Raw genomic sequence first — 12769 nt, 5'->3', positions numbered from 1 at the left:
GGGCGCGCAGCTTGCATAGTAACCGCAGCCGCTCAGCGCCCCAAAAGGCGATCAAGACGGACGCCGTCATTCGGTGGTCGGGGTGGCGGGATTTGAACCCACGGCCTTCCGCTCCCAAAGCGGACGCGCTACCAAGCTGCGCCACACCCCGTTTCGGTGCGACACGTAGGGTACATGCCCGGGCCGCCCACGTCGGCCGCTTTGTTCACCCGCGTCGGACTCGCATCCGCGGGGACCAACACGTTGGCCTACGCGGTGTACGACCCGCTACGATGCCTTCTGTGCCGCGGTCACGGACCTGCGGCGCATGGTGTGCGGGCGTAGCTCAATGGTAGAGCTTCAGTCTTCCAAACTGACTACGCGGGTTCGATTCCCGTCGCCCGCTCCGCGTGGCGAAGGCCCAGGCGAGAGGTTCCGACCTCCCGCCTGGGCCTTCGGTGCGTTCAGGGCCGGGTCGCCCCGCACCGTCGTGGGCCGGGCACGCCGACCGCGCGGACGGAGGAGCGGACGCTGTACAGGGCGTACGGAATCTACGTCTCGCGTTCCGTCGTCCACGTCTGTTGACGTCTGTCCACGTCCATCGACGTCTGTCCACGTCTCGTGTTCCGTCGCGCCGGTCCGGGCGCGCGCCCGCGCGCCCGCGCGGTCAGAAATTGATCGAGTTGATGGTCTGCGCTATCGAGTCGAGGAAGCGCTGGATGGAGGGGGCCATCCCGGTCGACGCGAGGAAGAAGCCGAAGAGGACGGCGACGATCGCGGGGCCGGCCTTGATGTTCCCCCCTCTGATCAGCACTACCAGGATGATCGCCAACAGCAGCACCACAGACAGTGAAATGGCCACAACTGATCACGCCCTCGGTCGGTTCCGCTCTCCCGGCCCGGGGGTACGACCCCGCACCCCCGCCAGAACCATCGTGCCACCAACCCGGCCGCACTATGCGGCCCGTGACACAACGTCGACAACTCACCGCCCACCGGTCCCCGCCCGCACAGTAATTCGAGGCTCCACCCGGCCGCAGATCCAAGGCAATTGGCAGGCATGGTTTCGGTGTCCACACAACGCGCGCGCAGCCAATTCGAATTGTTGACACAGGCATCACAAGGCGGGGCCACATGCAGACGTTATGCACCAATTAGTCAGGATGAATAGGGACATCACGGGTGTAAGTGCTGCATGAAACTGCATGGGTACAGGAGTCGACCCCGGTAAATCGACCGGCGGTTCGCAGGCGATCACGGCGGATATCCCGCATTCACGTCGGCGGTTTTACGAAATCCCACAGGCGCCGCTAGGGTGCCTCAGATGTTTGCCGCCGCCACGTCCCCCGGCCAGAACCCAGCACCGCGTCCCCCGGCCCGGCCGCCGGCGGACAGACAGCGCGACGCGTTCTTCGACAACGCCAAGTACCTGGCGATCGTGCTCGTCGCGATGGGTCACTCCTGGGAGCCGCTGAAGGGCGACAGCCGCGTCCTGGAGGCGCTGTACTGCGTCGTGTACGCCTTCCACATGCCGGCGTTCATCATCATCTCCGGCTACTTCTCGCGGAACTTCGACATGCGCCCGGACCGGCTGAAGCGCCTGGTCACCGGTGTCCTCGTGCCGTACGTCCTGTTCGAGACGGCCTATTCGCTGTTCCAGCGGTACGTCGCCCACTCCCCCGGTCAGGACATCAGCCTGCTCGACCCCTGGTACCTGACCTGGTTCCTGTGCGCGCTGTTCGTCTGGCGGCTGACCACGCCGATCTGGCGGGCGGTCCGCCACCCGCTGCCGGTCGCCTTCCTCGTCGCGATGCTGGCGTCCGTGTCCCCCACCATCGGTGACGACCTGGACCTCCAGCGGGTCCTGCAGTTCCTGCCGTACTTCGTGCTCGGCCTGTGCCTGCGGCCCGAGCACTTCCGGCTGGTACGCCGGTGGCCGGTGCGGATCGCCGCGGTGCCGGTGTTCGCGGTCGCGCTGGCGTTCGCCTGGTGGTCGGTGCCGCGGATGAACACCGCGTGGTTCTACCACCGGGACTCCGCGCAGGAGCTGGGTGCGCCGTGGTGGTGCGGGCCGGTGATGGTGCTCGCGATGTTCGGCTGCTCGATGCTGCTGACGGCCTGCTTCCTGTCCTGGGTACCGGGCCGGCGGATGTGGTTCACGGCACTGGGCGCGGGCACGCTGTACGGCTACCTGCTGCACGGTTTCGTCGTGAAGTACGCCGACCACGCGGGCTGGTTCGACCCGAGGTGGCTGCACGGGCCGCTCGGCGAGATCCTCGTCACCGCGCTCGCCGGCGTCGTCGTCACGCTGCTGTGCTCCCGGCCCGTCCAGCGGGTGTTCCGGTTCGCCATGGAGCCGAGGATGGCCTGGGCGTTCCGGCAGGACCCGGCGGAGATGGCGCGGGGGCGGCAGAGCCGCGAGGGCCGGGAGGACCGGGAGGACCGGGAGGACCGGGAGGACCGGGAGATGGCCAACGCGTGATTCCGCTTACGCGGATTCCGCTTGCGCGGACAGACCGAGGAGGGCGCGCATCCGGGCGTACTTCTCGGTCAGCCGTTTGCGGGTGTCCTCGTCGAGTACGGCGAGACGGCCGGGGTCGGCGTTGTGCGCGAGGTCGGCCTGTTTGACGAGGAGCGCGCCCGGGGTGTCCAGGATGCGGCGGGCGTACGTCTCGGGGGGCTCGCCGGGGCGTTTGGTGACGGCGAGGACGATGGCCCTGGTGCGGGCGGTGAGGGGGGCCGCCGCCAGCCAGTCCGCGGTGAGGGCGTGGTCCTCGACGGCGTCGTGCAGCCAGGCGGCCGCGATCTGCTCCGGGTCACCGCCGCGGACGCGGACGCCTTCGGCGACGGCGGCGAGGTGCTCGGCGTAGGGGCGGCCGGCCTTGTCGGTCTGCGCCGCGTGAGCGGCTCGGGCGAGCGTCTCCACTTCGGCGAGGGAGAGCGGGGTCGGAGTCACGGTGCGAGTATCCCGTGGCGGGGGTGGGGGTGGGGACGCTTACCGGCGCTTGCAGGGTGCCTCCCCCAGAGGGGGTACCCCCAGCGCCCACCCGTGCCGCCTGGGGGCACCTCCCAGGCCCTTAAGGCACTGGGGGAGGCACGACTGCCCGCAGCTGAGGAGAGACGGCGGGCGAAGCGCCCCGTCAGGGGCGCGGGGAACTGCGCGACCAGCCCCCACCGGCCCGCAGCCCGACCGTCGGCCTCCTCACCGCGCCGCCTCCCGGCAGATCAGCAGCAGCGCCCGGTCGTCGTTCACGTCCTTCGCCACCGCCTCGATCAGGTGCCAGGCCGCCCCGTGGAAGCCGCCGGCGACATAGCGGTCGGCCTCTCCCGTGAGGCGGTCGATGCCCTCCACGATGTCCCGGTCCGACGTCTCCACCAGGCCGTCCGTGAAGAGCATCAGCACGTCCCCCGGGCGCAGCGAACCCTTGACCGAGTCGAACTGCGCGCCGTCGTACACGCCCAGGAGGGGCCCCTCCGCGACCTTCTCCTCCCAGCGGCCGCTGCCCGCGCTGAGCTGGAGGCCCGGGGGGTGGCCCGCGGAGTAGAGCTCGTAGTCGCCGGAGTCCAGGTCGAGGACCAGGTGGATCGAGGTGGCGAAGCCCTCGTCCCAGTCCTGGCGCAGGAGGTAGCCGTTGGCGGCGGTGAGGAAGGCGTGCGGGGGCAGCGAACCCAGGAGGCCGCCGAACGCGCCGGACAGCAGCAGGGCGCGGGACGCCGCGTCCATGCCCTTGCCGGAGACGTCCGTGAGGACGACCTCCATCGTGCGGCCGTTGTTCGTGCGGGCCGCGACCACGAAGTCGCCGGAGAAGGACTGCCCGCCGGCCGGCCGCAGGGCCATCTCGCGGTGCCAGCCCGGCGGCAGCTTCGGCAGCTTGCTCTGCACCCGGATGCGTTCGCGCAGGTCGAAGAGCATGGTGCCGCCGCGCCGCCAGGGCACGCCGACCCGGCTGCGGAACTGGGCGGTGAGAAGGCCGAAGAAACCGCAGGCGGCGACGACGAGGACCACGCCCGGGGTGACCCGGGAGGGGCCCTCGGTGTAGGGGCCGAGCCGTACCGACTCGACGATCAGCGCCGTGGCCGCCGCCGCGTACAGGCCGAGCAGGCTTGCCGGGCGCAGCAGCAGGCCGCCCGCGATGATCGGCAGCACCAGGGAGGCCGGGGAGAACCACACCGAGTTGGCGAGGGTCATGGCCGCCAGCACCGGGACGGTCAGCAGGAGTCCGACGAGCGCGATCCAGTCGGAGCCGTCGCCGCGGAAGTAGTCCACGGCGCTTCTGCGCAGGCCGACGCGGGCCCGGTGCCACTGCATCTTGCACCGGGCCGTGAACGTCTCGGCCTTTCCGCGCCGGTCTCCGTCTACTGCCATTAGTTCGGGACCCTATCCATCGGACCAGCTGCTTGGCACGGGAGGTCCCACTTGTCCCCCGTCCGAGGTTCACCATCGACTGCGACTTCACAGTGAACTTCACCGGAAGCCCCCGCGTCGCCGTCCAGGAGAAATTCGCTGGCTTGTCCCGCATTGACCCTGATAGGCATGGCATATGGCGAGCGACGGTACGACCGAGTTGAAGGTGTTGCGTGCCGAGGAGTTCGACGGCTGGTGGGACCACCTGGTGCGGGCTTTCGGGGACGGCCCGGCGTCGGCCGAGGAGCGCGAGCTGGACCGGTCGCTGACGGAGGCCGAGCGTGCGCTGGCCGTCTGGGACGGGACCGAACTCGTCGGGACGGGCGGGGCGTTCAGCTTCCGGATGACCGTGCCGGGCGGTGCCGTGGTGCCCGTGGCCGGCGTCTCCATGGTGAGCGTGTCCGCGACGCACCGGCGGCGCGGGGTGCTGACCGCGATGATGCGGCGCCAGCTGGCCGACGTACGGGAGCGGGGCGAGGCGCTCGCCGCGCTGACCGCCTCCGAGCCGGCGATCTACGGCCGCTTCGGGTACGACACGGCGGTCTACCAGCTGCACGCCGAGATCGACACGAGCCGGGTGACGCTGGACGTGCCGGCCGGCACCGACGGCGTACGCCTGCGGTACGCGGCGCCGGCCGACGTGCTCGGCGCGTGCGAGGCGGTGTACGCGGAGCTGGTGCCGCTGCGGCCCGGGATGCTGGCCCGGCAGCCCGGCTGGGAGCGGGCGGGGCTGCTGGACCCGGAGAGCGAGCGGGACGGGGCGTCGGCGCTGCAGTGCGTGGTCGCCGAGCGGGACGGGCGGGTCACCGGGTACGCCCGGTTCCGGACCAAGCTGGGCTGGTCGCCGAGCGGGCACGACGGCACGGTGACGCTGGAGGACCTGGCCGCGCTGGACGCGGCGAGCGACGCGGCGCTGTGGCGGTTCCTGTTCGGCATCGACCTGATGTCGAAGCTGACGGTACGGGGGCGGCCGGTCGACGACGCCTGGCAGTACCTGGTCTCCGACATCCGGCGCTGTCTGACGCGGGTGCGGGACATGGGGTACGTCCGTCTCGTCGACGTCGGTGCGGCGCTCACGGCGCGGACCTACCAGGCGCCGGTGGACGTGGTGCTGGAGGTGGCCGACGCCTTCTGCCCGTGGAACGCGGGGCGTTGGCGGCTGACCGGCGACGCCAAGGGCGCGTCCTGCGAACGTACGACCGACGCGGCCGAACTCGCCCTGTCCATACGGGAACTGGGGGCGGCGTACCTCGGTGGTGTCTCCCTGCTGTCGCTGGCCCGCGCCGGCCGGGTGCGGGAGCTGCGGCCGGGGGCGCTGGCGGAGGCGTCGACGGCGTTCGGGTCGCCGGTACTGCCGTGGCTGCCGCACGGTTTCTAGTGCCCGCCGCTCAGCGTTCCTGGCAGCGGGGGCACCAGAAGAGGTTGCGGGCGGCGAGGTCGGCGGTGCGGATAGGGGTGCCGCAGACGTGGCAGGGCAGGGTGGCCCGGCGGTAGACGTACACCTCGCCGCCGTGGTCGTCGACGCGCGGTGGGCGTCCCATCGCCTCCGGGGTGTGCTCGGGGCGGACGGTGTCGATGCGGTTGTTCCGTACGCCTTCGTGCATGAGCCCGACGAGATCGGCCCACACCGCGTCCCACTCGGCGGGCCTGATCTCCCTGCCCGCGCGATAGGGATCGATCCCGTGCCGGAACAGCACCTCGGCGCGGTAGACGTTGCCGACCCCCGCGATGACCTTCTGGTCCATCAGAAGCGCGGCGACGGTCGTACGGCTGCGGGAGATCCTCCGGTACGCGACGTCCGGGTCGGCGTCGTCACGGAGCGGGTCCGGACCGAGGCGGGCGTGTATCGCGCTCTTCTCGCCGTCGGTGATCAGGGCGCAGGTGGTGGGGCCGCGCAGGTCGACGTACGAGCCGGCGTCGGCGAGGCGGAGCCGGACCGTGTCGGTGGCCGGGGGTGCGGGGGCGTCGCCGAAGGTGACCTTGCCGAAGAGGCCGAGGTGGATATGGACCCAGTCGCTGTCCCGGAAGCCGAGGAAGAGGTGCTTGCCGTGGGCTTCGGTACGGGTGAGGGGGGCGCCGTCGATCAGTTGCGCGGCGTCGGAGAACTTGCCCTGCGGGCTGCTGACCCGTACGGGTCCGGTGAGCCGCCGGTAGTCCGCCGCGAGCCGATGAATAGTGTGCCCTTCCGGCACGAAAGCCATTCCTTTCCCACCCACCCACCCGACTCGCTCGGTGAAGAGGAGAACGTCGAGAGGACAGGAGACTGAGGGCACCCCGCCGGGTCGCGGCCGTGCAACCGCCGGCCGCCCCCGGGCCTCGCCTCTCGGTGGGCCGAGTCGGGTGGGTGGGCAGGCGGCCGGGCGGGGAAGAGTGTTACGGCTGGGGGTGGTGCGGCGGGATCGGCGGGAGGTCGCCCGTCGTCTCGTACTCCGTCAGCATGTCGATGCGGCGGATGTGGCGCTCGCCCTCGGAGAACGGCGTGTTCAGGAAGGTCTCGACGAACTTCGTCGCCTCCTCCTGCGTGTGCATCCGCGAGCCCACCGCGACGACGTTCGCGTTGTTGTGCTGCCGGCCGAGTGACGCGGTCTCCTCGCTCCAGGCGAGCGCCGCCCGCACGCCCTTCACCTTGTTCGCGGCGATCTGCTCACCGTTGCCGGAGCCGCCGATCACGATGCCGAGGGACTCGGGGTCCGCCGCCGTCCGCTCGGCCGCGCGGAGGCAGAAAGGCGGGTAGTCGTCCTGGGCGTCGTAGATGTGGGGGCCGCAGTCGACGGGGTCGTGGCCCGCCGCCTTCAGCCACTCGACGAGGTGGTTCTTGAGTTCGAAGCCCGCATGGTCGGAGCCGAGATACACGCGCATGGGACGAGTGTGACACGCCCGTTAACGCACGGCAGCGTCGGGGCTGAACCCCGGAAAGTGTGAGTAACACTACAGAACCTCAGGAAAACCTCAAGTAACGATCTGGATTCAAAGGTTCAGGAATTCGTCTGCCTCCGTTTCACTGGACCAACTCGTACGCCGCTCGTACGGGACCCCCGCTCACCCCCGCTCAACGGCGCAAAGGAATTCCCCCCATGACTTCGCAGCCGACCACGACTGCCCCGTCCCCGGCCGGTGATCCCGGCAACGGCCTGCACGCAGGACTCAAGAACCGCCATCTGTCGATGATCGCCATCGGTGGTGTCATCGGCGCCGGTCTCTTCGTCGGTTCCAGCACCGGTATCGCCACCGCAGGACCCGGCATCCTGCTGTCGTACGCCCTCGTCGGCACGCTCGTCGTCCTCGTGATGCGGATGCTCGGCGAGATGTCCGCCGCCAATCCGACCTCCGGTTCGTTCTCCGCGCACGCGGACCGCGCGCTCGGCCGCTGGGCCGGGTTCTCCATCGGCTGGCTGTACTGGTTCTTCTGGGTCGTGGTGCTGGCGGTGGAGGCCACCGCCGGTGCCAAGATCCTGGAGGGCTGGATCCCGGCCGTGCCCCAGTGGGGCTGGGCGCTCATCGTGATGGTGGTCCTCACCGCCACCAACCTGATCTCGGTCGGCTCCTACGGCGAGTTCGAGTTCTGGTTCGCCGGGATCAAGGTCGTCGCGATCGGCGCGTTCATCGTCGTCGGCCTGCTGGCCGTCTTCGGCGTGCTGCCCGGCGTGCACGCCGACAAGGCGAGCTTCGCCAACCTCACCGACCACGGCGGATTCCTGCCCCACGGGCCCGGCGCGATCCTCACCGGTGTGCTGCTGGTCGTCTTCTCCTTCATGGGCAGCGAGATCGCCACCCTGGCCGCCGGTGAGTCCGAGGACCCGCAGCGGGCCGTCACCAAGTCCACCAACAGCATCATCTGGCGGATCGGCGTCTTCTACCTCGGCTCGATCCTCATCGTCGTCGCGCTGCTGCCCTGGAACGACCCGTCGATCAAGGAGAAGGGCTCGTACGTCGCCGCCCTCGACTCCCTCGGTATCGCGCACGCCGGCGAGATCATGAACTTCATCGTGCTGACCTCGGTGCTGTCCTGTCTCAACTCCGGTCTGTACACGGCCTCCCGGATGGCGTTCTCGCTCGGACAGCGCGGCGACGCGCCGAAGGCGTTCGCCCGGACCACCTCCCGCGGTGTGCCGGTGGCCGCGATCGTCGCCTCCGTCGTCTTCGGGTTCGTCGCCGTCTTCTTCAACTACCGGTTCCCGGACTCCGTCTTCCTCTTCCTCGTCAACTCCTCCGGCGCGGTCGCCCTGTTCGTCTGGCTGGTCATCTGCTTCTCGCAACTGCGCATGCGGAAGATCATCCAGGCCGAGGCGCCGGAGAAGCTCGTCGTGAAGATGTGGCTGTACCCGTACCTGACCTGGGCGACGGCCGGTCTGATCGTGTTCGTCCTGGGCTACATGCTGACCGACACGGAGGGCGAGAGCAGCGGTCGTACGACCGTGCTGCTGTCGCTGCTCGTCGCGGCGCTCGTGATCGCCGTCGCCGTGGTGAAGCAGAAGCTCGCGGGGAGCCGCGGGGCGGCCGCCGCGGAGGCGGGCGAGCCCGCCGACAAGGTGTCCGTCGGCTGAGCCGACCGCCGGTCACAGCAGGGTGAAGCCCTCCTTGACCCGCTCGTAGGTCCGCACGGCCTGGGTTTCGATCGCCGGCTGGTACCAGGTGTTGATCTGGTACGACTTGCCGTCGGCGTCGAAGCCCAGCAGCCGTGCGTGCCAGGGGACGCCCTTGAGGGTGAAGGTGTACTCCCAGATCACCGCCGGGTAGCCGCGGAACCTCGTCTCGACCAGCCTGATCTTGCTGTAGTCCCGGCCCTGGTGGGCGCTGCGTTCGGAGGCGCTCCAGCTGTCCATGAGGTCGCCGCGGGCCAGGGAGGACTTGGCGACGAGTTCCTGGCTGCCGTCGGGGGAGGTGTAGTGCACCTCGGCGCCGGTCTTCACGTCCCTGCGCCAGCCCTTCGGGGTCACCCAGGCGAATCCGCCGGCCTCCTCGTGGGCGCCGGGCGGGAGTGTGCGGGGGCGGGCGGTGCCCTCGACTGTGGGCGCCGATGTGGTGGGCGTGGCGGTCGAGGGGGACGGAGAGGTACCGGCCGCTGTGTCGTTGTCGCCGCCGCCTGTTGTGGTGGTGAGGAGGATGGCGAGGGCGGTGGCTACCGCCGCGGTTCCCAGTACGGCCAGGAGAGTTGTGCGTTTGGGGGCTTTGCGGTGGTGGGGCGCCGCGGGTGCGTGGGGGCTTGTCGCGCTCCGCGGCGGAGCCGCTGATGGATGCAGCCCCGCGCCCCTTTCGGGGCGCTGCATGGTGGGGCCCGCTGAATTGCTGGGCGGTGTCTCCGAGCGGACCTCGGAGCGTTGCGTCGCCGCCTCCGTCGATGCGCTGACCGGCGGTGGTGACGGTGGGCGTTCGTCCTCCGGTGCCGGAATGCGCAGCTTCGTCAGGTCCACGTACGCCGGGGTCGGGCGCTCCGCTGGAACCGGGGCCGGAGCCGAGGTCGGGGTCGGGGTCGGGGCCGGGGTCGGGGCCGGGTAGGTCTGCGTCGGGGTCTGGGGTGGGTACGCGACTGGGCGCAGGGTCTCTTCCACCTCCGCCAGGCCGGGCCTCGCCGTCGGTTCCTTCGCCAGCAGCGCCGCCAGCAGGTCGTGCAGCGGGCCTGCCCCGGCGGGGAGTTCGGGCTGCTCGTAGAGGACCGCGTGCAGGGTGGCCAGGGTCGTGTCGCGGGAGAAGGGGGAACGGTCGCCGAGGGCCGCGCACAGGGTCGCGCCGAGCGACCAGACGTCCGACGGCGGGCCCTGCGGACGCCCCGAGATCCGCTCGGGTGCCATGTAGTCGGGGGAGCCGACGAGCATGCCGACCATGGTGAGCGCCTTGGCGTCCTGGATCGCCGCGATGCCGAAGTCGGTGAGGACGACCCGGCCGGCGGCGTTCTCGACGAGTACGTTCCCGGGTTTGATGTCGCGGTGCAGCACTCCCCCGGCGTGCACCTGGCGCAGCGCGGCGACCAGGCCGAGGCCGATCCGGGCCGCCGCGCGCGGACTCAGCGCCCCCTCCTCGGCCATGATCCACTCCAGTGAACGGCCGTGGATCAGCTCCATGACGATCCACAGGCGTTCACCCTCGTCGACGACGTCATAGACCCGTACGACGTTGGGGTGGTCGATCCGGGCGGTGGCCCTGGCCTCGCGCAGGGTGCGTTCGCGGCGGGTGCGGGTGTCCTCGGCGTCGAGGCCGTCGATCCGCATCTCCTTGACGGCGACCTGCCGGTCGAGCGTCTCGTCGACAGCCCGCCACACCCGCCCCATGCCCCCCTGCCCGATACTCTCGGCCAGCCGGTAGCGGCCGGTCACCAGCAGCCCGGGGACACCACCGTGCCCTGCGCTCTCCGCATTCACTGGACCAACCGAATTCCCTGGACTACCGGAATTCCCTGAGATCCCTGAACTCCCTGAACTCCCTGAATTCTCCGGCAATTCGCTGCACCCCCTCAACGACCGCCCCTGCTGACACACAATGGTCACACTTACGGCGGTACCAGCATAGTGCGGAGAAATCTTGTGGTACCTCTTCAAGTGACCGCGAATTCAGGCGCGGTCCAGGGGGTTGCAAGGGGGACGAACATGAGTTCTCGTCGTATGGCAGTCGTCGCGGGATCGCTGGTCACGGCATCTTTCTCGGCCGTGATGATCCTGCCGTTCACGGCTGCCGCCGATGACCAGGGACCGGCAAGCGGCAAGGGGGGAAAGGCGGTTGACCAGGCACCGGCGGGCGTGAAGCTGACGACCACGCTGCCCGAGAAGATCTCGGTCGACAACAGTTCACAGAAAACGGCGATTACCGCCACCGTCAAGAACGAAGGAACCAAGGACAGCGCCGACATCAGGCTCTTGGTGGTCGGTTTCGACGGCCTGAAGGTCACGAACGTGCAGGGCTGCGACGCCATCGCGGAGAAGGACCTGCCGGACGGTTCGAACAGCGGCTTCAGTTGCCCGGTCGGCGCGCTCGGCGCGGGCAAGTCGAAGTCGTACCCGGTGGACGCCACGTTCGACCTGGGCAAGACCGGGAAGATCTGTCTGCCCGTCCAGAGCGCGGACGGGAAGCAGACCTTCTGGCAGCAGGGCCCGGTGCCGTTCGGTACGACGAACCCGTCGCCGAACGCCCCGGCCACCCCGCTGCTGCTCGGCACCGACAACAAGCCGGTCGGACCGGGCGGCGACCAGTTGCCGAAGACCGGTGCGGGCAGTGACGTGCTGCCGCTCGGCCTGGCCGGCGCGGCACTGATCGCGGCCGGGGCGGCGGGCGTGTGGTGGTCGCAGCGGCGCACGAACTGACGTCGCACCCACGAGAAGGGGCCCGAGGCGCTGATGCGCCTCGGGCCCCTTCCCCGCTTCGGTCCCGTCAGCCCTTGTCGGCGAGCTTCCAGGCGGCCGGCAGCGCGCCCATCGCCAGGGCCGCCTTCACCGCGTCGCCGATCAGGAACGGGGTGAGGCCGGCGGCGATCGCCGCGGACGCGGACAGGTGGGCGGCGTAGGCCAGGTACGGCACGCCGATCGCGTAGATGATCGCCTCGCCGAGCAGCATCGTGCCCGCCATCCGCAGCACGTTGCGGTCGGCGCCGCGGCGGGCCAGGGAGCCCACGACGGCGGAGGCGAGCATCATGCCGAGGATGTAGCCGAAGGAGACGGAGACCCCGGAGGTGCCGCTCGCGAACCACGGCACGCCCGCGAGGCCCGCCAGCGCGTACAGGGCCAGGGAGAGCAGGCCGCGGCGGGCGCCGAGGGCGGTGCCGACGAGCAGGGCCGCGAAGGTCTGGCCGGTGACCGGGACCGGGGAGCCCGGGACCGGGACGGCGATCTGGGCGGCGAGGCCGGTGAGCGCGGCGCCGCCGGCCACGAGGGCCACGTCGCGTACCCGGGACGCGGGCAGGAGGTCGGCGAGGACGGTGCCGGTGCGGGTCGACGCGGCTGCGGTGGCGGTGCTCATGGGGACTCCGCGAGGTGAGGGTGGGCGGACGGGCGGGGGACACCGTGACGCTATCCCGGCCCACCCGGGCCGAACACGTCAGCGATCGACAAAGGCCGCAACGGGCACTTGGTGGGCTCCCCACAAAGGGTGCGGGTTACACGCGGTTCGAGGTGACGCCGATCACTGAGGCAGAGATGTTTCAGTCACGTCAACGGCGTTGAACAGGCCTGTGGAGTTCCACCAACCGAATCCCAGTGGTCTGGTGGGATTCCGGGTCGCTGGCCTACGCTTTCGGACATGGTCGCCCAGTCCCGGAACTTCACGTCGCGTCGCTATGTCGACCTGCGACGGCAAGGGGCTGCCACCTGTCGCCGTCCGGTCTGAGGCCGCGCGGCAGGGACCGGACCCGGCGCGCCTCACCCTCCGAGACGTGTCGGCCCCCGTTCCCGAGGACGGTTC

At 70.3% G+C, this 12769-nt stretch carries 11 protein-coding genes and 2 tRNA genes; 5 read left to right on the top strand and 8 right to left on the bottom strand.

Annotated elements, in window-relative coordinates; all coding sequences use genetic code 11:
• Nucleotides 1-74 precede the first annotated feature (74 nt).
• A tRNA-Pro gene (locus ACFWXC_RS34695) sits at nt 75-151 on the bottom strand.
• 163 nt (nt 152-314) lie between these two features.
• On the opposite strand from ACFWXC_RS34695, the gene ACFWXC_RS34690 reads away from it, so the two are divergent.
• Nucleotides 315-385: transfer RNA gene (locus ACFWXC_RS34690), tRNA-Gly, on the top strand.
• A gap of 261 nt (nt 386-646) precedes the next feature.
• Here the strand turns inward: ACFWXC_RS34690 and ACFWXC_RS34685 are convergent.
• Entirely contained in the window at nt 647-841 is a 195-nt protein-coding gene (locus ACFWXC_RS34685; protein ID WP_360483848.1) for a hypothetical protein, read from the bottom strand.
• A gap of 462 nt (nt 842-1303) precedes the next feature.
• Between ACFWXC_RS34685 and ACFWXC_RS34680 the strand changes: the two genes are divergently transcribed.
• A complete protein-coding gene (locus ACFWXC_RS34680) occupies nt 1304-2461 on the top strand; it encodes an acyltransferase family protein (protein ID WP_384484923.1) in 1158 nt (385 codons plus the stop codon).
• A gap of 6 nt (nt 2462-2467) precedes the next feature.
• Here the strand turns inward: ACFWXC_RS34680 and ACFWXC_RS34675 are convergent, their stop codons facing one another.
• The gene (locus tag ACFWXC_RS34675; RefSeq protein WP_384484921.1) at nt 2468-2935 is read right to left on the bottom strand and encodes an HD domain-containing protein; all 468 of its coding nucleotides are present in this window, start codon (nt 2933-2935) and stop codon (nt 2468-2470) included.
• A 246-nt stretch (nt 2936-3181) separates the two neighbouring features.
• Nucleotides 3182-4345 (bottom strand): PP2C family protein-serine/threonine phosphatase, encoded by a 1164-nt coding sequence (locus tag ACFWXC_RS34670; protein ID WP_384484919.1) that lies wholly within the window; start codon nt 4343-4345, stop codon nt 3182-3184.
• 175 nt (nt 4346-4520) lie between these two features.
• Here ACFWXC_RS34670 and ACFWXC_RS34665 point away from each other — a divergent pair, with 175 nt between their 5' ends.
• Nucleotides 4521-5762: a GNAT family N-acetyltransferase gene (locus ACFWXC_RS34665; RefSeq protein WP_384484917.1), complete on the top strand. Its 1242-nt coding sequence runs from the start codon at nt 4521-4523 to the stop codon at nt 5760-5762.
• 10 nt (nt 5763-5772) lie between these two features.
• Here ACFWXC_RS34665 and ACFWXC_RS34660 read toward each other — a convergent pair whose 3' ends face one another.
• Nucleotides 5773-6576: an Fpg/Nei family DNA glycosylase gene (locus ACFWXC_RS34660; RefSeq protein ID WP_384484915.1), complete on the bottom strand. Its 804-nt coding sequence runs from the start codon at nt 6574-6576 to the stop codon at nt 5773-5775.
• A gap of 181 nt (nt 6577-6757) precedes the next feature.
• Complete coding sequence (locus ACFWXC_RS34655) at nt 6758-7243, bottom strand: ribose-5-phosphate isomerase (RefSeq protein WP_384484913.1); 486 nt, start codon at nt 7241-7243, stop codon at nt 6758-6760.
• Nucleotides 7244-7458: 215 nt separating this feature from the next.
• Between ACFWXC_RS34655 and ACFWXC_RS34650 the strand changes: the two genes are divergently transcribed.
• Nucleotides 7459-8928: an amino acid permease gene (locus ACFWXC_RS34650; RefSeq protein WP_384484911.1), complete on the top strand. Its 1470-nt coding sequence runs from the start codon at nt 7459-7461 to the stop codon at nt 8926-8928.
• 12 nt (nt 8929-8940) lie between these two features.
• Here the strand turns inward: ACFWXC_RS34650 and ACFWXC_RS34645 are convergent, their stop codons facing one another.
• Nucleotides 8941-10650, bottom strand: coding sequence for a protein kinase (locus ACFWXC_RS34645; protein WP_384484998.1), 1710 nt, complete (start codon nt 10648-10650; stop codon nt 8941-8943).
• Nucleotides 10651-10965: 315 nt separating this feature from the next.
• Here ACFWXC_RS34645 and ACFWXC_RS34640 point away from each other — a divergent pair, with 315 nt between their 5' ends.
• Nucleotides 10966-11676, top strand: a complete 711-nt coding sequence (locus ACFWXC_RS34640) for an LPXTG cell wall anchor domain-containing protein (protein ID WP_384484909.1) — start codon at nt 10966-10968, stop codon at nt 11674-11676.
• 67 nt (nt 11677-11743) lie between these two features.
• Here ACFWXC_RS34640 and ACFWXC_RS34635 read toward each other — a convergent pair whose 3' ends face one another.
• Nucleotides 11744-12328: a biotin transporter BioY gene (locus tag ACFWXC_RS34635; protein WP_384484907.1), complete on the bottom strand. Its 585-nt coding sequence runs from the start codon at nt 12326-12328 to the stop codon at nt 11744-11746.
• Between the last annotated feature and the right edge of the window lie 441 nt (nt 12329-12769).

It is taken from the genome of Streptomyces sp. NPDC058683 (genome assembly GCF_042716195.1).
Lineage (GTDB): Bacteria > Actinomycetota > Actinomycetes > Streptomycetales > Streptomycetaceae > Streptomyces.
The sequence above is the reverse complement of the archived record's forward strand: the minus strand, read 5'-3'. Positions and strand labels throughout refer to the sequence as shown.